This window comes from Bacteroidota bacterium, assembly GCA_039821555.1.
GTDB lineage: Bacteria > Bacteroidota > Rhodothermia > Rhodothermales > Rubricoccaceae > JBCBEX01.
Genome location: JBCBNX010000001.1, coordinates 576,054 through 597,220, shown reverse-complemented (window position 1 = coordinate 597,220; position 21,167 = coordinate 576,054). Strand labels below are relative to the sequence as shown.

17 protein-coding genes are annotated in these 21,167 nt (G+C 63.9%); 15 read left to right on the top strand and 2 right to left on the bottom strand.

Features of this window, described 5'->3' with window-relative positions:
- The first annotated feature begins 48 nt into the window (after positions 1-48).
- From panC to AAFU51_02430, 3 genes are all read left to right on the top strand, one after another.
- Positions 49-981, top strand: coding sequence for a pantoate--beta-alanine ligase (gene panC, locus AAFU51_02440; protein ID MEO1570107.1), 933 nt, complete (start codon positions 49-51; stop codon positions 979-981).
- Between the two features lie 153 nt (positions 982-1,134).
- Positions 1,135-1,554 (top strand): aspartate 1-decarboxylase, encoded by a 420-nt coding sequence (gene panD, locus AAFU51_02435; protein MEO1570106.1) that lies wholly within the window; start codon positions 1,135-1,137, stop codon positions 1,552-1,554.
- 138 nt (positions 1,555-1,692) lie between these two features.
- Entirely contained in the window at positions 1,693-2,547 is an 855-nt protein-coding gene (locus tag AAFU51_02430; protein ID MEO1570105.1) for a 3-hydroxybutyryl-CoA dehydrogenase, read from the top strand.
- A gap of 94 nt (positions 2,548-2,641) precedes the next feature.
- On the opposite strand, the gene AAFU51_02425 is transcribed toward AAFU51_02430, so the two are convergent.
- Positions 2,642-3,100 carry a hypothetical protein gene (locus AAFU51_02425; protein ID MEO1570104.1) on the bottom strand — a complete coding sequence of 153 codons (459 nt, stop codon included), beginning with the start codon at positions 3,098-3,100 and terminating at the stop codon, positions 2,642-2,644.
- A gap of 200 nt (positions 3,101-3,300) precedes the next feature.
- Between AAFU51_02425 and AAFU51_02420 the strand changes: the two genes are divergently transcribed.
- The 12 genes from AAFU51_02420 to rfbC all read left to right on the top strand — a co-directional run bounded on the left by AAFU51_02420 (position 3,301) and on the right by rfbC (position 17,243).
- The gene (locus AAFU51_02420; protein MEO1570103.1) at positions 3,301-6,678 is read left to right on the top strand and encodes a BamA/TamA family outer membrane protein; all 3,378 of its coding nucleotides are present in this window, start codon (positions 3,301-3,303) and stop codon (positions 6,676-6,678) included.
- 537 nt (positions 6,679-7,215) lie between these two features.
- Positions 7,216-7,581: a 30S ribosomal protein S6 gene (gene rpsF / locus AAFU51_02415; GenBank protein MEO1570102.1), complete on the top strand. Its 366-nt coding sequence runs from the start codon at positions 7,216-7,218 to the stop codon at positions 7,579-7,581.
- Positions 7,582-7,730: 149 nt separating this feature from the next.
- Positions 7,731-7,976, top strand: a complete 246-nt coding sequence (rpsR, locus tag AAFU51_02410) for a 30S ribosomal protein S18 (protein ID MEO1570101.1) — start codon at positions 7,731-7,733, stop codon at positions 7,974-7,976.
- A gap of 84 nt (positions 7,977-8,060) precedes the next feature.
- Positions 8,061-8,519 (top strand): 50S ribosomal protein L9, encoded by a 459-nt coding sequence (gene rplI, locus AAFU51_02405; protein MEO1570100.1) that lies wholly within the window; start codon positions 8,061-8,063, stop codon positions 8,517-8,519.
- Positions 8,520-8,901: 382 nt separating this feature from the next.
- Positions 8,902-9,744: a WecB/TagA/CpsF family glycosyltransferase gene (locus AAFU51_02400; protein ID MEO1570099.1), complete on the top strand. Its 843-nt coding sequence runs from the start codon at positions 8,902-8,904 to the stop codon at positions 9,742-9,744.
- Positions 9,745-9,798: 54 nt separating this feature from the next.
- Positions 9,799-10,884 (top strand): NAD-dependent epimerase/dehydratase family protein, encoded by a 1,086-nt coding sequence (locus AAFU51_02395; protein ID MEO1570098.1) that lies wholly within the window; start codon positions 9,799-9,801, stop codon positions 10,882-10,884.
- A gap of 286 nt (positions 10,885-11,170) precedes the next feature.
- Complete coding sequence (locus AAFU51_02390) at positions 11,171-12,175, top strand: glycosyltransferase (protein MEO1570097.1); 1,005 nt, start codon at positions 11,171-11,173, stop codon at positions 12,173-12,175.
- A 29-nt stretch (positions 12,176-12,204) separates the two neighbouring features.
- The gene (locus AAFU51_02385) at positions 12,205-13,260 is read left to right on the top strand and encodes an SDR family oxidoreductase (GenBank protein ID MEO1570096.1); all 1,056 of its coding nucleotides are present in this window, start codon (positions 12,205-12,207) and stop codon (positions 13,258-13,260) included.
- A gap of 30 nt (positions 13,261-13,290) precedes the next feature.
- On the top strand, positions 13,291-14,268 hold the full coding sequence (locus AAFU51_02380) for a glycosyltransferase (protein MEO1570095.1): 978 nt from the start codon (positions 13,291-13,293) through the stop codon (positions 14,266-14,268).
- A 21-nt stretch (positions 14,269-14,289) separates the two neighbouring features.
- Positions 14,290-15,195: a hypothetical protein gene (locus AAFU51_02375; GenBank protein MEO1570094.1), complete on the top strand. Its 906-nt coding sequence runs from the start codon at positions 14,290-14,292 to the stop codon at positions 15,193-15,195.
- Between the two features lie 42 nt (positions 15,196-15,237).
- Positions 15,238-16,530, top strand: coding sequence for a class I SAM-dependent methyltransferase (locus tag AAFU51_02370; GenBank protein ID MEO1570093.1), 1,293 nt, complete (start codon positions 15,238-15,240; stop codon positions 16,528-16,530).
- Positions 16,531-16,607: 77 nt separating this feature from the next.
- A complete protein-coding gene (gene rfbC, locus AAFU51_02365) occupies positions 16,608-17,243 on the top strand; it encodes a dTDP-4-dehydrorhamnose 3,5-epimerase (GenBank protein ID MEO1570092.1) in 636 nt (211 codons plus the stop codon).
- A gap of 113 nt (positions 17,244-17,356) precedes the next feature.
- Here rfbC and AAFU51_02360 read toward each other — a convergent pair whose 3' ends face one another.
- Positions 17,357-21,121 (bottom strand): choice-of-anchor I family protein, encoded by a 3,765-nt coding sequence (locus tag AAFU51_02360; GenBank protein ID MEO1570091.1) that lies wholly within the window; start codon positions 21,119-21,121, stop codon positions 17,357-17,359.
- Positions 21,122-21,167: the final 46 nt, after the last annotated feature.

The window sequence follows — 21,167 nt, the reverse complement described above, 5'->3', positions numbered from 1 at the left end:
AAGGACGCAGAAGTATAGCCGCTCCAGACAAAGCGCTTCCGCCGTAGGTTGGCAACTCCCGATTTCTTCGCCGACCGCGCTCACCTGCTCGCCATGGATCTGCTCCGCACCGTCGAGGACATGCAAGCCATCGCCGATCGGGCTCGCTGCCAAGGCCAACGCCTCGTCCTCGTGCCTACGATGGGAGCCTTGCACGACGGCCACGTCGCGCTGGTGGAGGAAGCCCACCGCCAGGGCAACCACGTCACGGTTTCTATCTTTGTCAACCCGACCCAGTTCGGGCCCGGGGAAGACTACGAGCAGTATCCCCGGACGCTGGCGAACGACCTAGAACGGCTCGCTCGAACCAACGGAGGGCGCGGCGTGTCGTGCGTGTTTGCCCCAACCGTTGCATCGATGTATCCCCTCGGGTTGCCCGTCCGCATGACCGTGGAGCCGAACGGGCTTGACAGGCATCTGTGCGGAGCGCACCGGCCCGGCCACTTCCAGGGCGTGACCACGGTTGTGACAAAGCTGTTTAACGCGTGCCGACCGCACGTCGCGGTGTTTGGGCGGAAGGACGCGCAGCAATTCTTGATCCTGCGCCGCATGGCGCGCGAACTCAACACTGGCATCGAGTTGGTTGGGGTGGAGACCGTCCGCGAAGCCGATGGTCTGGCGCTGTCCTCTCGCAATCGTTACCTCACGGACGAGGAGCGCGGCCAAGCTGTGGTGCTCTCGCGCGCCCTTCGCGCCGTCACTGCGGCGGTTTCCGCAGGGGAACGGGACACCAAAGCCCTTGTTCGAGCTCTACTTGATCATATGCAATCGTCGCACCTCGCACGCGTTCAGTACGCCGAAATCGTCGATACGGAGACCATCCAACCTGTAGCGACGCTTGAACCAGGCCGCGAGGCCCTTGCTGCTGTGGCGGTGTTCTTCGGCTCGACTCGTCTCATCGACAATGCCCTCCTCACGGTCCCCACAGACGAACGTCCCTGACCTATGCGCCCTCCTCGACGCGGCTCCTCCCGGACTCCTGGAAACCGGAACTCTGGGTTACGCTATGATTACCTAGGTCGGCGCCCTGCCACCCACCATCCGCTCGCAACCGCCCCTGCGATGAACGCTCCTACGTCGTCCACGCCGTTCACGATGCCGCCGCTCTTGACCATGTTCAAGGGCAAGCTGCACCGACTCACCGTGACCGAAGCCGACCTCTACTACGAGGGCTCGATCACCATCGACACGGAACTGCTCGAAGCGGCCAAGATCTTGCCCTACGAGAAGGTGCAGATCGTCAACAACAACAACGGCGCGCGGCTCGAAACCTACACGATCCCTGGTACGGCTGGGAGTCGCATCGTGTGTCTCAACGGTGCCGCTGCCCGGCTCTGCCAGCCCGGCGACGAGGTGATCGTGATGTCGTATGCGCAGATGACCCAAGACGCCGCGCTTACGCACCGTCCCCGGGTGGTGCTCGTCAACAAAAAGAACGACCCGGTCGAGGTCTACGATATGGACGGTCTAGCTGTAGACAAGGCCCGATATATCGGCCCACTTCCTGCTGAATAGAGAGTGGTCTTTCCGCTGAAACGGGGTCGTCGACACCAGTGTGTTGGCGACCCTTTCCGTTGGGGGGCGCTCAAGCCAAGGGGCAGGCGGCGGTATCTTTCGAGGCTTTTCCCCCACCCCTATTCACTTTCTCAACTCATGCAGATCGAACACGTCGCCGTTGTCGGAGCGGGGACGATGGGCAACGGCATTGCCCACGTCTTTGCGCAGCACGGCCACCGCGTCACCCTCCTCGACCTCGACCAGGACCGCCTCGATCGGGGCCTCGCCACCATCGAGAAAAACCTTGCCCGGCAGGTCAAGAAAGACATGCTTACCGCCGAGCAACAGGTCGAGACCCTCGCCCGGATTTCGTGCGGCACGGGACTCGCGCAGGGCGTGCAGGACGCAGACCTCGTCGTCGAGGCAGCGACCGAGAACCCGGACATCAAGGCCAAGGTCTTTGATCAACTCGACGGCAGCACGCCGCCCCACGCGATCCTGGCGTCGAATACGTCGTCCATTTCGATCACGCAAATCGCCGCCGCTACCAACCGGCCCGATCAGGTGATCGGGATGCACTTTTTCAACCCTGTGCCCGTGATGAAGCTCGTCGAGGTCGTGCGCGGCCTCGCCACGTCTGACGCGACGTTTGACGCGGTGTTTGGGCTCGCCGAGTCGCTCGGCAAGACGCCCGTGGCGGTCAACGACTACCCTGGCTTCGTCTCCAACCGCGTGCTCATGCCGATGATCAACGAGGCGGTCTACTGCGTGATGGAGGGCGTTGCCGAACCGGAGGCCATCGACACGGTCATGAAGCTGGGGATGGCACACCCGATGGGGCCGCTCACCCTCGCCGACTTCATCGGCCTCGACGTGTGCCTGTTCATCATGGAGGTGCTCCACCGCGAGCTCGGCGACTCGAAGTACCGCCCGTGCCCGCTCCTGCGGAAGATGGTCACGGCGGGTTACCTCGGACGCAAGTCGGGCCGCGGGTTCTACACGTACGCCTGACGCGGGCGGTTGACAGATTCGAGTCGCCCAAACACACCGCCGCCCTCGTTCTCCGGTATGAGATCGAGGGCGGCGTGGTTAATTACAACGGGTGCTACGGCATCACCGCGGCGAGAGCGTCCGGCATTGGGGCGTCGTGGTCCACGTAGTGATAATCGTACGCGACGTAGCGGGTCAGCCGCTGGATGCGCTCGTCTTTCTCCCAGGCGATGCTGCGCAGGAGGAAGTTCATCGACCACGACTCCTGCATGGCGTGCAGCGTGGCGAGCGCGAGGATACGCACGTTGGGATCGTCGCTGTTTCGGTAGAGGCTCACCACGGCGAACTTAGCTTCGTTCACGTTGAACAGCTCCGGGTGGGCGATCACCGTCTGCATGGCGACCTCCTTGGCGGCAAGGTCGTCCGACTGCAGGGCATGAACAAGTTCGAGGTTGGAGAACGCGGAGGCCTGCGACTCAGCGTCGGAACGCAACTCGATGAAGGCTTGCGCCGAAAGGGCAGGGGCGGCGATCAAGGTCAGTGCGCAGGTGAAAAGACGGAACGTGGTAGTCATGGAATTGGAGGAAGCGACGGCTCGCTAAAGATGAACTCCGCTACGGTAGCGCTGAGGGCGGGTTACGGCTAGGTGCTTGTCAAATCTTGCGTTTGGCGCTAAGGGAAAGCCTGGTGCGGAGCTTCCGCTGCCCATGAATTCGACCTTGCCAAGCGGGGAGGCGGCGCGTATCGTGCACCCACGTCTCCTTGTTTGCTCACATGGTCGCTCGTCACGGATTCTCGCTGCTCGTCGCAGCCCTCGTGTTAGGGCTGGGCGGCCCCGTGGATGTCGCCGCCGCGCAGTACTTCGGCTTCGGCAAAAACCGCATTCAGTACGAAGTACAGGACTGGAAATACATCCAGTCAGACCACTTCGACGTCTACTACTACGACCCCGGTGGGCAGTACCTCGCGGACTTCACCGCGCGTGCGGCCGAGGACGCCTACGTGCAGCTCGTTGACCTCTTCGACTACGAGATCACGCAGCGCATCCCGCTGCTCGTCTACCAGAGCCACCGCGACTTCGCCGTCACCAACGCGGTCGAGTTGCCTGTCTACGCCGAGGGCATAGGCGGGGTCACCGAGTTGTTCAAGAACCGCATCGCCATCCCCTTCACCGGCGACTGGCGCGACTTCCGCCGCGTGATTCATCACGAACTCGTGCATGCGGTCGTCAACGACATGTTCTACGGCGGCTCGCTCCAGAGCGTGCTCCGCAACAACATCCAACTGCGCATCCCGCTCTGGTTCAACGAGGGCTTGGCCGAGTACGCCGCGCAGGGGTGGGACACCAACTCCGACATGTGGGTCCGCGATGCCGTGTTGGAAGACTACCTCCCGCCGATCCAATACCTCGGTGGCTACTTCGCCTACCGCGGTGGGCAGTCCGTCTTTGATTACATCGCTGAGCAGTACGGACGTGAGAAGATCGGCGAGATCCTCCAGCGAATCCGCGTGAGCCGTTCCGTCGAAGGCGCCTTTCGGAGGGCGACCGGCCTCGGCGTTGCCGAACTCTCTGACCGTTGGAGCGACGCACTACGCGCCGTGTACTTCCCGGAGGTCGCCGCCCGAGAACACCTCGACGCTATCGGGCGAGCGCTCGTCACGACGGACAACGGCGGCTACTACAACACCTCGCCTGCCATTTCGCCCCAGGGGGACCGCGTCGCGTTTCTTACAGCCAAGGATGGTCTGTTCGATGTCTACGTCGTGGAGGCACGGCGTGGAGCCCGGCCGCAGAAGCTCATCGACGGGCAGACGACTCCGCAGTTCGAGAGCCTCCGCATTCTCACCCCGGGGCTGTCGTGGAGCCCCGAAGGGACGCACATCGCCGTGGCGGCATCCAGCGGACCCCATGAGACGGTCGCGCTGGTCGACGTGGCGACGGGGAACGCGCGCCACATTCCGCTCGCCGGCATCGACGCCGTGCACAACGTCGCATGGCACCCACAAGGTCACTGGGTTGCGTTCACAGGCACAAAGGGGCCGCAGTCAGATCTCTATCTGCTCGATCTAGAATCGGAAGGGCTTACCAACCTGACCGACGACCTCTGGACCGAGCACGAACCGGCGTGGACACCCGATGGCAGCGGCCTCGTCTTCCATTCAGAACGCGGCCCACATACACGATTGAAGTCAGCGCTCCCGGACTCCTTTGCAATCCGGGATCACGCCTATGGGCAATACGATCTCTACTTGCTTGAGCGTGATTCGGTGAGCGGCAGCTGGGCAACGGACCTGGAGCAGTTGACCAACGACCCGATCTGGGACGAGACGAGCGCCACGTTCGGACCGGACAGCGACGAAGTTCTCTTCATCTCCGACCAGAATGGCATCTACAACCTCCACGCACTTACGCGCTCGACGGGGCAGGTGAGGCCACTCACGGATCTTGCAGTCGGAGTCACGCAGGTTTCTGCTGCCGCAAACGGGACGCGTGCCGTCGTCATGTCGCTCAAGGAAGGCGTGCCCTCGCTCTACTTGCTCGCGCGCCCGTTCGAGCGCACGATGGGACGCGACTCGCTGGCGCCGAACGTGTGGGCGCAGCGGGTGCAGCCGAAGCGGCAAGCGCCGACGCTCGCCATCGCTGCTACGTCGACGGTCGAGGGGAATCCACTGCTCCGTGACGCCGCCGACGGGACGCCCTACGATGCGCGCCCGCATGAAGGAGGACCAGTACAGGCGCCTTCGTACATCGCACAGACGGACACGGCTCAGTTGGCCAGCAGTGGCTTTTTCTTCACACCGGAGGCGCCCAACCACGAAGCGGAGGGCGAAGACCGAGAGACAGGCGCGGCACGACAAGACCAGCTAGGCGCCGTCGCTACGCGGAATGCGTCGCCCCGTGACTCGATTGAGTCCGCGGACCCCATCGACTTCCGCCGCTACTCGTTCAGTGCTGCGTTTGACGAAGCAAATGCGCGAGAGCGTGACATCACGGCTCAAGAGCAGTTCACGCCGCGTGATCACATGGACGAGGACAGCGCCTATGTGCCTCGCTCCTACAGGCTGCGGTTCTCGCCCGACCTCGTCTACGGCAACGTGGGCTACGACACCGTCTTCGGTGTCCAGAGCGTCACCCAGATGCTCTTCTCGGACGTGCTCGGCAACCACCAGCTCGCGCTTGCCACCAACCTGCTCGTGGACCTGCGCAACTCGGACTACCTGCTGAGCTACCGCTACCGGCCGCGGCGCACCGACTGGGCGTTCACGGGCTTCCACCTCGCGCGCGAACTGCCTGACTTCAACACCCGCCGCGTCTTCCGCTACCGCAACTACGGCGCGGCGCTCGGGGCAAGCTACCCGATCTCCAAGTTCCGCCGCGTCGACGCTTCGATGTCGGTGCTCGGCGTGCAGCTTACCGACCTCACCGACCTAGGCGCGCGCAGCCGCACGCGGACGTTCCTCTACCCGAGCGTCACGTTCACACACGACACGACGGTGCCGGGCTTCCTCTTCCCGCAGGCGGGCCGACGCTATGCGGTGAGCTTGGCAGGCAGCCCCGGACTGTCGGTCACGTTCGCCACCCTCCTCGCCGACGCGCGGCAGTACGTGGGCTTCGGGTTTGGCTACGGCTTCGCGTTTAGGCTGTCGGGTGGCCTGTCGGTCGGGCCGAACCCGCAGCGCTTCTACGCAGCCGGCGTGCAAAACTGGGTCAATCCCCAGTTCAACCGCATCCCCATTGAGGACGAGGACGACTTCGTGTTCGGGACACCGGTCTTGCCGCTGCGTGGGTATGGGTTCAACGAGGGCAACGGCCCGGACGGCGGCTCCGGCGACCGATTCGCGCTGGCGAATGCCGAGTTTCGCTTCCCGCTCTTCGCGGCGATCCTGCCCGGTCCGTTGCCTGTGTTTCCGCTCTACAACATCCAGGGCGTCGGCTTCGTGGACGCAGGTGCGATCTCGAACAACGGCTACTCCGCCTTCCGCACCAACGCCGACGGCGAACGCGTCTTCGACGACCTCCTCGTGGGCACCGGCTTCGGCCTGCGGACGATCTTCCTCGGCTACCCGATCCGCGTCGATTGGGCCTGGCCCTACGACGGCCAACGCTTCGGCGACCGCACGCTCTATTTTTCCATTGGGCTCGACTTCTGATGACGAGTGACAAAGAATCCTGACACTGCTTTTGTGTTAAGCGTACTCCTCCCAGGAGCAGGGCTCGCCTATACAGGCCGATGGAGATGGGCTGCTCTAAACGTCTTCGCAGCTCTAGTTCTAGGTAGTCTCGCAGTGACCTATTTGTCCAGCAGCCTTGCCTTCGCGATTCCAATTGGTATTGCTGTCGGATCTGGTAGTATCGCCTCCGATATGGCAAAAAAGGACCAGCGAGCTGTGCCTCAGAGGGACGGCGACGCATAGGCAGCATTGATTTGCCAAACCACGCTGCATATGGCGACGCGATGGACTACGTTTGGAGATGCTTGACCTGCATCGAACGGTTTAGAAGCCGAGCAATCAGCCTTGCGCGCGGTCACTCGAAGCGGTGAGCTTTCAGCAAATCCCTCCCTGGCTTCAAACTTTCCACCCCTCACTTCATACTTTCCCTACTCCCTGCTCGGCACGGCCTGCGCTTCGGCGTGGGCTTTTCGATGTCGGGCATACGCCCCCAATCACGTATTCCACAGGGACTACATGGCTGAATCACGACCCATGTACGAGTTGATGTACGTCATCAACCCCGTACTCAGCGACGACCAGACGAAGAACATGGTCGAGCGCGTCCAGAACTACCTCCGCGAAAACGACGCGGACGTCGTCCACACCGAGGAGATGGGGAGCCAGCGGCTCGCCTACCCGATCCAGAAGAAGCGCAACGGCTACTACGTCGTGACCAACTTCCGCGGAGACGGGACCTTCATCGCCAAGCTGGAGCGCGCGCTCCAGATCAACGACGACATCCTCCGCCACCTCGTGCTCCGCTACGACGCCAAGATGCAGCGCTACTTCGAACAGCAGCGCGCCAAGGCCGCCGAGCAGCCCGTCGAGGCCGACGCGTAACCGATCTCCCACTCTGGACTCCAATTCCCATGGCTGAAGCCACGACCGAAACCACGACCACCGAAGCGAGCGCTGCGCCCGCGGCGAGCGGGTCCACCGAAAACCAGCAGACGCCCGAGCAGAAGGCCGCCGCTGCTGACCAGCCTACGATCACCCGCACCGCGGCCCCTGGCGCCAACCGCCGCCGCACGCGCTGCCCCTTCGTCGCCGCTGGCATCGAGTACATCGACTACAAGGACATCGATACGCTGGAACGCTACATCAACGAGCAGGGCAAGCTGCTCCCGCGCCGCCTCACGGGTGTCTCGGCGAAGTTCCAGCGCCAGCTCACCATCGCCGTGAAGCGCGCGCGCCACGTGGCGCTGCTGCCCTTCGTCGCTGAAAACGTCCGGTAATCGACTGATTCGGTCCCGCGCATCGCTTCGTCGGTCTGATTGACGGGGCTGGATGCGCCGCCCGTTTCTGTAGCCCCCATCTCCATGAAAATCATTCTCACGCAAGACATCGACACGCTCGGCATCCGAGGCGACGTAGTCGAGGTCAAGAACGGCTACGGCCGCAACTATCTCATCCCGCAGGGGATGGCCGTCGTTGCCACGGAGGGTACGCTGAAGCGCTTCGCCGAGGAGCGCCGCCAGCAGGCCCACAAGGTCGAGCAGCGTCGCACAGATGCGGAGGCCCTCAAGGCCAAGCTCGAAGGCATGCCCGCGCTCGTCATCCCAATGCGCACGGGCGAAGAGAACCGCATCTTCGGCACCGTCACGACGCAGCAGATCGAAGAACTGCTCCAAGAGCAGGGCGTCGACATCGACCGCAAGAAGATCACGCTGAAGGAAGACATCCGCATGACCGGAGTCTACGGTGCGACCGTCCGCCTCCACCCTGAGTTCACGGCCGACGTGAAGGTGCAGGTCGTCCCGATGCAGGAAGCCATCTAGGCGCTCCGCACATCCGCACGCTGAGGCCGCTGCGTTCACCCGCAGCGGCCTCGTTGCGTTCACCCGCAGCGGCCTCGTTGCGTTCACCCGCAGCGGCCTCGTTGCGTTTGAGGTCTGGCGGTGTGGATGCAGTGTGGAGAAAAACTGTCAAGCCTTCGCAGTTTGATCACATGTCAAGCAGTATCGTTTCGCGCTCTGGTTGGACGAGGCCGCTCGGTCTGTGTCTCGCACCAGAAGCGGGGTCCTCGCGGGAGCCTCGCTGCGCATTTAGTCTTGACCAGTGTAACGCTGCAGCGCTGTTGGCGTGAAGCATAGCAACGGAGAGGAGGCTTGGCGCGGCTCTTGGCCTTAGCTCGATCCCAACGCCACACCGTACGCCCCCGTGACTGACGTCGCTCCCGCCCCGACCCCTGTCGCACCGCTGCCCCAACCGAAGGCGGCACTACCCGGCGTGCCTGCGCGCTACGTGATCGGGACACGGGTAGATGGCACGACCTACGAGCAGGCAACCCAGATCGTCCTTGACTGGGCAAAGCACGAGGAGGCTCGGTACCTCTGCACCTCAGGCGCCCACGGGCTCGTGGAGGCGGCGGACAACCCAGCGTTCCAGGCGATCCTCAACGGCGCTGATCTCAACGTGCCCGACGGCATTGCTGCCGTGTGGGGCCTGCGCGGCCTTGGCGTCCAGATCCAAGATCGCGTCTATGGCCCTGACTTGATGCTGCACCTCTGCCAGGCGGCAGCGCGCGCTGGCGTCCCGATTGGACTCTATGGATCGTCACAGGACCGACTGACTGCCTTGTGCGAGCAGCTACCACGAAAAGCACCAGGGCTGGAGATCGTGAGCGCGATCTCGCCGCCGTATCGGTCGCTCACGCCGGAAGAGGATGCCGCGTTCGCGGAAGAAATCACGGCGTCTGGCGCGCGCATCGTGTTCGTAGGTCTTGGTTGCCCAAAGCAGGAAACGTGGTGCGCGAAACAGAGCCCGCACATCCCTGCGGTACTCGTGGCTGTCGGGGCTGCCTTCGATTTCCACGCAGGCAAGCTCGACCAGGCCCCATCCCGTTTGCAGAAAATGGGACTCGAGTGGGCCTATCGTCTTGCCAAAGAGCCGCGTCGGTTGTGGAAACGCTATGCTAAATGCGTCCCCCAGTTTATGGCGGGCTATTTGTTGCAACTTGCTCGCGAGCGCGTGGGGGGTCGCCCCAACGCTCTTCCTTCGTGAATCACGCCGACCTGCTCGGTACCTGAACTCGTTCATTCGACACAGTCCTCTCCTATGTCGCAGTCCATTCCCGTCCTCGTCACCGGCGCCGGTGGCTTCATTGGTCACCACCTGGTCAAGTTTCTGAAAGCCAAAGGCTATTGGGTCCGAGGCGTTGACATCAAACAGCCAGAATTCGAGGCATCGGACGCAGACGAGTTCGAATTGCTCGATCTCCGCCGCTGGGCCAGTTGCCTCGAAGCCGTACGCCCCGCCGACATCGGCGGCGAGCGCCAGCCGATCCAGCACGTCTATGCGCTCGCAGCAGACATGGGTGGTATGGGCTTCATCTCGAAGTACCACGCCGAGATTCTGCACAACAACATCCTCATCAACACCCACACGATGGAGGCCGCCAAACAGGCGGGCGTGACGCGCTACCTCTACACGTCGTCGGCGTGCGTCTATCCAGAGTATCTCCAAACGGAGGCCGAGGTGACGCCGCTCAAGGAAGACGACGCCTACCCTGCGCAGCCGCAGGACGCCTACGGCTGGGAGAAGCTCATCACCGAGCAGTTGGCCTTCCACTACCGCAAGCAGTACGGCATCGAAACGCGCACGGTACGCTTCCACAACGTCTATGGCGAACTCGGGACGTGGGAAGGCGGTCGCGAAAAAGCACCCGCGGCGATGATGCGGAAGGTGGCCTACGCGAAGCTTCTGGGCGGCCGCGAAGGTCAGCCTGGTGGCGAGCCACAGGTAGAGATCTGGGGCGATGGCGAACAGACCCGCTCCTTCATGCACGTGGACGACTGTGTCGAGGGCGTTTATCGCATCATGATGGGGGACTACGCCGAGCCGCTCAACCTCGGCCGCGACCGCATGGTCACGATCAACAAGCTCGCCGACATAGTGGCAGACGCGGCTGGCATCGACATCGAGCACGTGCACGTGGACGGACCGATGGGCGTGCGCGGGCGCAACTCCGACAACGATCTCCTACGCCAGACTCTTGGCTGGGAGCCTCAAATCGCCCTGGAGGATGGCATCGCGCGCACCTATGCCTGGATTGAGCAAGAGGTCCGCGCGAAGCTCGTCCGGGAAGGTGTGCTCTCAGCCTCAGGGGATGGGGCACAGGCAGAGGCCGCACTCGCCCGCTAGGTTTACGCTTCGGGCCTCGTGCCCACGAAATCCGGACGGCCCTCCCGGCCGCCGGTCAGCCAGCCCGATCGACCACCCTCCAGGTCGACGGGCTGGCGCCATGTTGGGGCCTCCCGCCGTCACGCCAGAGCGCGATGATTGGGCTGGTCCGTGAAGCAAAGCGCACAATCGCCTGTCGCCACAGGACCACGGTGGTTCCAATACGGCCAGGTATTGGCACGGCGCTTTCTTCGGCGTAGGCTATGCTCCCTGTGCTAGTACCCCGCCAGTCTGCACGCTCTTGATCATGTGCCCTGATTCACTTCCTGAAGTCCCTACGTCGTGGCCCCAGGTCGCGGTCGGAATGCCGGTCTACAACGGCGCGGCGTTCATCGAGGCGGCCATCGAGAATGTGCTGAAGCAGACGCATCGCAGCCTCGTGTTGGTCATCGCCGACAACGCATCCACTGACGCGACCGCGTCAATATGCGAAGCGGCGGCCAAGCGAGACCCTCGGGTGCTCTACCATCGCAACGCCCGCAACATCGGTGCGCTGGCCAACTTCAACCGGGTCTACGAGCTAGCGCCGTCCACGCCCTACTTCGTCTGGGCAGCGTACGATGATGTGCGCTCGCCTGACTTTATCGAGGCTGCCCTCGCTGCCCTGGACTCCGACCCCGGAGCGGTACTTGCTTATGGCGCATGCTGCATGATCGACGAGAATAGTCGGCTGCTTGCCTACGATGACGCCGTGCAAGCCTATCGTACGGCCGACGGCACGCTCGTCCATGACGACCGCTTGCTCGAACGGAATCTCGACGGGGCTCCGGTCGCTCGCTTTGAAGCGGTGCTCGGAAGCAACGGCGTCAATGCTCCGATCCACGGTGTCTTCCGGCGGAGCGCGCTTGCCCGCACGTCTCTGCACACCCCACACGGATCTGACAACCTGCTGCTCGCCGAGGCGGCGCTGCTCGGTCGTTTCCGATTTGTGCCATCGATGCAATTCCTCTACCGCATCCATGCGGCGAGTACGCTGCATCTAGACCGGACGGCCTGGACCCAGCGGGAAACAGGGGAGAAGACCGCGAGGGCTCGACTTCCCGTACAGACGCTTCGGAATTACCTGCGGGCGACGCGCACGGCACCAGGCCTTACGATCGACCAACGCCGTCGTGCTCGCCGCGCCGTGCTTCGGTACGCCCTCCGTAGGACTGCGCTGCGACGTCTCGTCGTGCCGGGCATTGACAACTACTTCGGCCTCAAGCGTTGGCCTTGGAAGTCGGCTGCGCAGCACGCAGAGGCCGCCTCCTAGATCTTCTCCTCGAACTACGCATCGCCTCCATGCGCGTCCTCGTCACAGGCCACAGCGGCTACATCGGCTCCGTTCTCACACCACGCCTCCTTGCGTTGGGCTACGACGTGCACGGCCTCGACAGCGACTTCTTCGCAGCGAGCACGTTCTTGCCCGATGAGGTGGCATCGATTCCTGGCGTCCAGAAAGACATCCGCGATGTGGGGCGGACCGACTTGGAAGGGTTCGACGCAGTCGTGCACCTGGCCAATCTCTCGAACGACCCGCTCGGCAATCTCAACCCAGGACTTACCTACGAGATCAATCACGCCGCGACTGTGCGGCTGGGCGAACGCGCACGGGAGGCTGGGGTCTCACGGTTTCTGTTCGCATCGTCGTGCAGCCTGTATGGAGCGGCCGGGCACGATGCCGTGACGGAAGAGGCTGCGTTCAACCCACAGACGCCCTATGGCGAGGCCAAGGTGCTCGCCGAGCGAGACCTCGCGCCGCTCGCCACCGACGACTTCAGCCCGGTCTTCCTGCGCAACGCGACGGTCTACGGCGTCTCGCCGCGGCTGCGCTTCGACCTCGTCGTCAACAACCTGACGGCGTGGGCGGTGACAACCGGGCAGATTCTCCTCAAGAGCGACGGTACGCCTTGGCGCCCCCTGGTTCATGTCGAGGACGTCTGCCGCGCGGTCGAAGCGGTGCTCGCCGCGCCCCGTGAGGCAGTCCACAGCGAGGCGTTCAACGTCGGGCGCCCGGGCGAGAACTACCAAATCCGCGACGTTGCCGAGATCGTGGGTCAGGTCGTGCCGAATTGTGACGTGGCGTTCGCGGGCGGCGCTAGCCCGGATACGCGCTCCTATCAGGTCGACTTTGCCAAGATTCAGCGGCATCTGCCCAGCTTCGCGCCGCAATGGACGGTGCAGCGTGGTGTCGAACAACTCTACGCGGCCTTTCGCCATGCCGGGCTCACCCCTGAGGCGTTCGAAGGCCCCGAGTTCCGCCGCCTCAAGCGCCTCGAACGACTCATGGAGGCCGGAGCAATCGATCGTGAGCTGCGCTGGACCGTGCAGCCCGAACCGGTCACAGCACCCGCTTGAATCCGCTGGCCGCGTTCGACCTCCCCCTCCATGGCTCCAACCGTCGCCATCGGCTTGCCTGTGTACAACGGCGAGCGCTTCCTCGAAGAAACGCTGCACAGCCTGCTCGCGCAGACGGTGGAGGACTTCGTACTCGTCGTGGTAGACAACGCATCGACCGACGGGACGAAGGATCTCGTGCGGTCCGTGATGAGCCGCGACAGCCGCGTGCACTACGTGCGCAATGACCGGAATCTCGGCGCGTCCGAGAACCACAACCGCGCGTTCGACGCCTGTCGACGCTTCCAGGCGCCATTCTTTCGTTGGGCGGCCTACGATGACCTCGTACATCCGGACTACCTGGCCGCCGCCTTGTCTGCGATGCAAAAGGCGCCAGAGGCCATGCTCGTGCATTCAGCCGTCCGCCTCATCGACGAGCGGGGCCGCGACGTGCCGTACGACGCGCAGCAAGGAGGCTATCTATTGCCTGGTGGCGGGTTCTGGCCCTATCGCCGTTCCGACACCGATGCCTTGGGGGACCTGGATCCGGTTGCGCGCTACGCTGCCAGCCTCGGTAGCGGCCCTGCCGTCTACGTCACGCATGGGCTGATTCGGACGCGCGCCCTCGCTGAAACGCGGGGTTATCAGCTCCACGGCGTGGAAGATGTGCTCATGGCCGAACTGGCCTTGCGCGGCCCATTCGTGCGGGTGGACGCTCCGCACTTCGCGATGCGGATGCACGGCGGCAGCACACACCACATGACCCGCGAGGAATACATGGCCTACGAGGGCGGAGAGGAGGCAGGGGCGGAGAGCGCCTCGTATCGCAGAGCGTTCAACTTCCTGCGAGCCCTGCGCAGTGCCCCGCTCACGGCTCTGCAGAAGCGCCGCGCCGCGGCAGCCTGGATGCGTTTTGCAGTACGGCCGCAGCAAATCCGCCGGCTTCTTCTCCCCGGGCCTAATAACTACTTCGGGATCAACTTCTCGACGGCTGCGCCGAATGAGGAGCACGTCCCAGCATCGAAGTAATCGACCTCACGCCTTCTCGCCATGGCTTCGCCTGCCCGCGCCGTCATCAACCTGGCATTGTACTACGTTGCGCGCCCGTGCGCCCGTGCGCTCCCGCTGCGTCTGCTCGATGGACTCGGAGGGGTCGGTCTTGCCCCCATCGCCTTGGCGTCGGCGATCCTTGCCTCGAAGCGGACACGGGCGTACCTGGAGCTCCTTGGTGAAGCACCTTCGTTTTCGGTTGTCCTAAGGTTCACCTATCTCGAACTGCGCGAACGATGGCGGGCCGCGTACTTCTTCCTTGATCCCAAGCGTGAATCAAGACCCGTCGAGGGGGACGATGAAGCCAAGCCGGGCATCATGCTCACGACGCTCCATGCGGGGATGCGGTACCTCGGGGTCTGGGTGAAGCAGCGCGAAGGCAACATCGTCTACATCGCTGACCCGCTTGAGCATGCAGGGGGCCCGAACGGCGCCCCACCCACGTGTAAGTGGCCCTACCTGACCCACGACCTGCACCATCAGATTCTGCGGCGCCACCACGTGGCTCCGGGCGGGGCCTTCCGCAAGCTCGCCCCGACCTTGTCTTTGGGACGGCCTGTTTTCCTATGTCAAGACGCAGTGTGGCTGCCTGACGAAGGCCGCGCACCAACCGCGACGCTATTCGGCATACCCGTCTGTTGGCCTGTCGGCGCACATGTGCTAGCTGCTCGCACAGGCTCGCCCATGCTCTTCACCGAGGTGCGCTACGAACGAGGACGGTGGCGGCTGCATCAGGAAGGCCCGCTCTCGTTCGACAACGACGAGGACGTGCGCCGCTACGTGGAACGCCGCTTGCGCGCACGCCCGTGGGCTTGGAGCCATTGGCGCGTGTTCATGGACGAGCTGCTCGAACACCGGGCGACGCGTGCCGAACCACGCACACTGGCTGTCCCCGGCACCGCCTGAGCCTCCTCTTTCGATTCTACAGTCTCGCATTCCCGACCGACGATGATTGCTGTTCCTGAAGCCCGACCCACGACGCATGGCCCGCGACCTATGACGCTGCGGTGTCGCCATTGCGAGGCGCCACTCCGCACACCCGTGGTCGACCTCGGGGTACATCCACCGTGTCAGAACGTTGTGCGTGAGGAAGACCTCACGGCGCCCGAGACGATGTACCCCCTGCGCGCGATGGTGTGCGACGCATGCCTACTTGTGCAGCTCGACACGGACGTTCCACCAGCGGCCATCTTCTCGGAACAGTACGCCTATTTCTCCTCCTACTCTACGTCCTGGCTGGCGCATGCCGAGCGCTACGTCGGCGACATGGTCGAGCGGTTTGGCCTGGATGCGGACAGCCTCGTCATGGAGATCGCGTCCAACGACGGGTACTTGCTGCAGTATGTCGTGGAGCGCGGGATTCCTGCGCTCGGCATCGAGCCGTCGGCGAGCGTGGCGGCTGCGGCGCGGGAAAAGGGTGTCGACACGCGCGAGCTGTTCTTCGGCCGTGACACGGCGGCAGCGTTGGCCTCGGAAGGCCTCCAGTGCGACCTCCTGGCCGCGAACAACGTGCTGGCGCACACGCCGCACCTCAACAGCTTCGTGGAGGGCATTCGGCGAATCCTGAAGCCAGAGGGCGTGGCTACTATCGAGTTTCCCCACCTGCTGCGACTCATCGACGAAAACCAATTCGACACCATCTACCACGAGCACTACAGCTACTTTTCGCTGCTCGCCGTTGAGCGTGTGTTCGCGCACTTCGGACTGGTGCTCTTCGACGTGGAGGAACTGCCCTCTCACGGAGGAAGCCTTCGCATCTTCGCTCGGCATCGGGAGCACACGGCACTACCCGTCACGGCTCGCATTGACGACCTGAAAGCACGAGAGCGTGCTTATGGGTTGGACGATACGTCGAGCACGGGTGCCTACGCGGCCTTTGCAGAACGCGTCAAGGCGACGAAGCGCAGCCTCCTCCGCTTCCTCGTGGGGGCCAACGAAGCTGGGAAAACGGTCGTCGGATACGGCGCACCGGGGAAAGGCAACACGCTGCTCAACTACAGCGGCATCGGGCCCGATCTCGTCGCGTACACCGTGGATCGCAATCCGCACAAGCAAGGCACGTATCTGCCAGGAAGCCGTATCCCGGTTTTTGAGCCGGACCGTATTCGTGAGACTCGGCCCGACTATGTCCTCATCTTGCCATGGAATCTCAAGCGCGAGATTATGCGACAGATGGGCGATATCCGTCATTGGGGAGGGCGGTTCGTTGTGCCGATCCCGGAAACCGAGGTGGTCGAATAGGGTCGTCGAAGGACCAGGGTGAGACGCTGGCGTGTAGGTTGACATGGCTATGCCCCACCACCAAACATCGCCCTTCCATGATTTTCGACGAGACGACCCTCGCCGGTGCGTTTCTCCTGCGCCCTGAGCGGCACGCCGATGAGCGTGGGCACTTCGCCCGCACCTTCTGCCGCCGCGAGTTCGAGGCGCATGGGTTGGAGCCTATGGTGGCCCAGTGCAGCGTGTCGTTCAACGATGCCGCGGGGACCCTCCGTGGGATGCACTACCAGGCGGCCCCGCATGGCGAGGCGAAGCTCGTGCGCTGCACGCGCGGCGCCGTCTACGATGTCATCATCGACTTGCGCCCCGACTCGGATACCTACGGCCAACACTTCGGCGCAGTACTCTCCGCAGACAACGGGCACGCGCTCTACGTTCCTGAAGGCATCGCCCACGGCTTTCTCACGCTGAAGGATCGCAGCGAAGTGTACTACCAGATGAACACGTTTCACGAGCCTGAGGCGGCTCGCGGTGTGCGCTGGGACGACCCAGCGTTCAACATCCACTGGCCACAGCCCGTGCGGGTAATCAAGGAGCGTGATGCGACCTACCCCGACTTCGTCCCCGCCGCTCCGCTCCGCCGTTCCCGGTCGATGCTCATTCCAGCGATCCACCGCGTCGTTGAAAGTGGGGCAGGAGCAGGCCAAACCGAGGCGATTGGGGTACCGACCTGATCAGTTCATCGAGGTAGTCCTGCTGCCGCTTGCACCCAACATGAACGCCCTGCCCTCCACGAAGGAAGGCAGGGCGTTACGCGAAGGTGCAGAGGAGGCCCAGCCGCCCCGATTCACTTCACGAGGACGATTCGACCCGAAGCGAGCGCCGAGCCCATCTCCGAGTCGGCGCGGACCTGATAGACATACAACCCGGACGCAAGAGCCCGACCGTCGACGCGTAGCGTCTGACCGAAGCCTGGCGCTAGGTCGAGGCGCTCGACAGCGAGGACTTCGCGCCCGAGCATGTCAAAGACGCGCACGGACACGTCGGCATGCTGGGGTAGGTCGAACGCGATCTGCATACCCGACGAGAACGGGTTCGGATAGGCTCCCACCAGCGCAAAGACGTCCGGCAGCTCCTCGGCGGACGACGCGAGGCTACCTCGGACGCCATTGCCCGTAAGGATGTCCTCGTCCCGCTCGCCCAGGTTCTGGATGCGCGAGTCCTCGGCGACCGGCGTGTCGGCCACGGCAAACGGCGTCGCCGAGAAGTTGGCCACGAGGAACTCCGCGAGGGCGTCCTGCTCCGACCCGGTCGGTGCAAAGCTGGCAAGCCCGCCGAGGTCCGCCTCGTCTTCAAGGTCGACGCGGCTGAGCGCGTTGGCGAACTCCTCGTAGCCGTCGCCGCCGCCGGCGAGGAAGTCGAGCGTGACGATCTTGACCACACGGTTCGGGTCGCCTTGGATCACGCCGTCCTGCGCAATCACGTCGAGCACGGCCCCGTCGTCGTCGACGAGCGCGACCGTGCGAACCCGGCTCTCTGCCGCGGCAGCGGGGTCGAAGCTGAACTGCACGCCCGCGACCTGCGGGAAGCGTCCGCCAACGAATTCAACGAGGCTGACGCCGTTTTCGAGTGCGCTGACGAACTGCTCGGCCGTCAATTCGAGAATCGAGAGTCCGTTGTTGAACGAGAGCGCGGCCTCGATGTCGAGCTGTGCGATTTCGCCTTCCGCGCGAAGTCCGGGGATTTCTTGCGGCGGGAGACGCACACCCGTCTCCGAGTCAATCTCCCCGATGGGAGCGCGGATGCCGCCGCCGTTCTTGAACGACACCTGGACGCCTGGGTCAACCGTGCGGGCGAAGCCGAGGTTGGCGTCGGCCGTGAGGTTGCCGAAGTTGGTCTCCTCGGTGCGTACCTCGCTGCGGAGCCCGTCCAAGAAGACGTCCGTGGCGCCGAAGATGTTGGAGAGCTTGGCGTCGAGGACCGTGTCTACGGCGTCGATGATCGCCACCACCGTCTCGTCAGGTGCTGGGTTGCCTAGGCGCTCGACGCCATCGTCGTCGGTGGCAAAGGCGCCGCTCACGCCCGCGTTGACACTGTTCGGGAGGACGTTGCCGAAGGCATCGAACGCGATCACGAGGCGACCGACGTAGGTGTACTGTCCATCGGTTGAGACAACGGGCACGTCCTTGCCCTCGGCATCCTGGAAGAGCGTGGGATACGGGCCGTCGGCCACGTCGCCTGCGCGCAGGATGTCCGTTTCGTCGGCCAGAAGCCGGTCAGAGCCGCCGGCAATGGCAATGTCCACGTTGGTGAGACGCGAGACGAGTTCCTGGTCGATGTTGAACTCCTGCAGGTGCGAGACGACAATGATCTTGTCGACTCCCGCCGCGGTGAGCGCATCGACCTCAGCTTGGACGATCGCCGCGAGCGCGTCGAAATCGTTCGGGTCTTCGGGCTTCACGATCACATTCTCCGGCGACGTGATGATCGGCAGGAGCGGCGTCGTGGCACCGACCACCCCAATCTGGGTGCCGTTCACGTCGAGGATGACGCTCGGCGCGATGCTGTTGGGCTGTGCAGGCTCAGCGCCTGGCACGGCTAGGTCCGCGAGGTCCCCGTTGGGAGAGACGTCGAGGTTGGCGCTCAGGTAGGGGAATAGAGTTCCGTCGTAGCCATCCGAGTCGGGCTCGATGATGTCCTCGAAGCGGTCCGTTCCTTCGTCGAACTCGTGGTTGCCAATGGCCGAGGCGTCGAAGCCGATGGCGTTCATCAGCGCGATGTCGGCGAAACCGCGTCCTTCCTCGCCAACGACGGCGCCGACCGTGCGGTCTGAGCCCGCTGCGAAGAACGGGCCGGGGATGTAGTTGTCGCCCGATGAGATCAGCAGCGAGTTCTCGAACTCTGGCCGCAGCGCGTTCACGACCGCCGAGAAGCGCGGCGCGTCCTCGATGGTGTTGACGTTGCCTTCGAGGTCGCTGGCGTGGAGAAGTTGCAGCGTGAACGCCGGTGCGCCTTCACCGAGCGCCCAGATGGCGATGGAGCCGCTGACTTCGTTCGAGACGACGAGCAGGGCCTGACCGACGGGGCTGTCGCTAGCGGGGATGAAGACCAAGCCTTCCGGGCCGAGGTCTTGGCCTGGTGCCTCTGCTACCGCGTCGAAGTCGCGGTTGATGAGCAGCGTCTCGAAGACAACCGGGTTCGTTCGGTCGGCCTGCACGCGGAACACGGCGACGGCGCTCACGCGCTCGAGCCCGACAAAGATGTAGTCGGTGCGGTCCACGCGGCCCGTGACTATGCCTTCTGGCTCGGGGCCGCCGTCGTCGGAGCGGTTGTCGAAGGAGTTGTTGTCGTCGTTGTTGGCGTTGAACGCCTCCATCGGTAGGTCGCCTTCATCAATCAGAGTAGCGATGGCGCGCTCGATATCGTCGCCGGAGTCGTAGACGAGGTCGCCGTCAGGCGTGAACGCCGAGAAGGAGCGGGTGCCGAAGGCCACGAGGCGGTCGAAGTCGCCGTCGCCGTCGGTGTCGCTGAAGGCCTCGGAGACCTCGATGCGCCCGAGGTTGCCGTCGTCCTGCAGCGTCGCGGTGTCGAACCCGTCGAAAAAGTCCGAGTCCGGGTCGAGCGGTAGGTCGGCGCCGCGCAGTTCGTCGAAGCCGCGGCCGTCGCCTTCGTTGGCGGTGAGGATATAGTCCTGGCCGAAGGCATTCAGCATCGCCATGCCGTCAGGGTGGCGCAGCGCGAGCAGGGGCCAGTTCTGGAGGTTGATCGCGTCGTCGCGGTTCGAGGCGTCGAGGCCCGGACCCGTCCGGAAGTCCTGCAAGCCCAGCGTGAAGACCGACGTGATGGTCTGGGTTACCAGGTCCACCACCGCGATGGCGTTGTTCTCCTGAAGCGAGACGTAGGCCTCTTGGCTGTTCGGCGCGACCGTCACAAACTCCGGCTCGATATCCTGCGCGACCGAGACGCCAGGCGTGACGAGGTAGAAGTCGTCGGCGAGTTCGTTGTTACGCGGACCGCCTGCGTTGAAATCTACGAAGTCGAGCGTCGTCACGTCGAAGACGATGCCGCTCAGGCCCGTGCCTTGCTGCATTCCCGTGATGATGCTGATCGAGCCCAGGGGATCGACGCCGTCGTCTTCCTCGCCTTCGTTGGCGACGACGAGGGATTGGCCGTCCGGTGCGAACGCGAGGCCGTCGGGCAGCGCACCTACCTCAACCTGGTTGACGAAGCGACCGAGGGCGTCGTAGAACGCTACGGTACCTGGATCGGTGGACGGGTCGGCTTCGACGGCCACCGCGATCAGCGTCTCACCACCGTAGGCGCGCACGTCGATGCTGTTGACGCCGCCAACACTCGCGACATCGGCGCTCACGTCGATGGTGAACAGCTGGGTGGGGTTGGCTGGGTCTGAGAGGTCGAGGGCGACGACTTCGTCCGCGTCGGCGTTGACGAAGAACAGGCGTTGTGTGCGCGCATCGTACGCGGCGATTTCGGCCGCGCCTTCGTCGAAGATGCCGGTCTCGAATTGGCCCACACGCTCCGCTTTCAGCTGAGCGTGGGCAAGCGGAGCGAAGAGGAGCGCCGCTAAAAAGAGGGAGGGAAACCTAAACATGGAGCAGAGGAGAGAGGAGAAAAACGTCGAGATGGGAGGGGACAAC

Bases quoted from the DNA above. Each gene is read 5' to 3' on its own strand.
- panD (MEO1570106.1), top strand. From the start codon at position 1,135: ATGCCGCCGCTCTTGACCATGTTCAAGGGCAAGCTGCACCGACTCACC.
- AAFU51_02430 (MEO1570105.1), top strand. From the start codon at position 1,693: ATGCAGATCGAACACGTCGCCGTTGTCGGAGCGGGGACGATGGGCAAC.
- AAFU51_02425 (MEO1570104.1), bottom strand. From the start codon at position 3,100: ATGACTACCACGTTCCGTCTTTTCACCTGCGCACTGACCTTGATCGCC.
- AAFU51_02420 (MEO1570103.1), top strand. From the start codon at position 3,301: ATGGTCGCTCGTCACGGATTCTCGCTGCTCGTCGCAGCCCTCGTGTTA.
- rpsF (MEO1570102.1), top strand. From the start codon at position 7,216: ATGGCTGAATCACGACCCATGTACGAGTTGATGTACGTCATCAACCCC.
- rplI (MEO1570100.1), top strand. From the start codon at position 8,061: ATGAAAATCATTCTCACGCAAGACATCGACACGCTCGGCATCCGAGGC.
- AAFU51_02395 (MEO1570098.1), top strand. From the start codon at position 9,799: ATGTCGCAGTCCATTCCCGTCCTCGTCACCGGCGCCGGTGGCTTCATT.
- AAFU51_02390 (MEO1570097.1), top strand. From the start codon at position 11,171: ATGTGCCCTGATTCACTTCCTGAAGTCCCTACGTCGTGGCCCCAGGTC.
- AAFU51_02385 (MEO1570096.1), top strand. From the start codon at position 12,205: ATGCGCGTCCTCGTCACAGGCCACAGCGGCTACATCGGCTCCGTTCTC.
- AAFU51_02380 (MEO1570095.1), top strand. From the start codon at position 13,291: ATGGCTCCAACCGTCGCCATCGGCTTGCCTGTGTACAACGGCGAGCGC.
- AAFU51_02375 (MEO1570094.1), top strand. From the start codon at position 14,290: ATGGCTTCGCCTGCCCGCGCCGTCATCAACCTGGCATTGTACTACGTT.
- AAFU51_02370 (MEO1570093.1), top strand. From the start codon at position 15,238: ATGATTGCTGTTCCTGAAGCCCGACCCACGACGCATGGCCCGCGACCT.
- rfbC (MEO1570092.1), top strand. From the start codon at position 16,608: ATGATTTTCGACGAGACGACCCTCGCCGGTGCGTTTCTCCTGCGCCCT.
- AAFU51_02360 (MEO1570091.1), bottom strand. From the start codon at position 21,121: ATGTTTAGGTTTCCCTCCCTCTTTTTAGCGGCGCTCCTCTTCGCTCCG.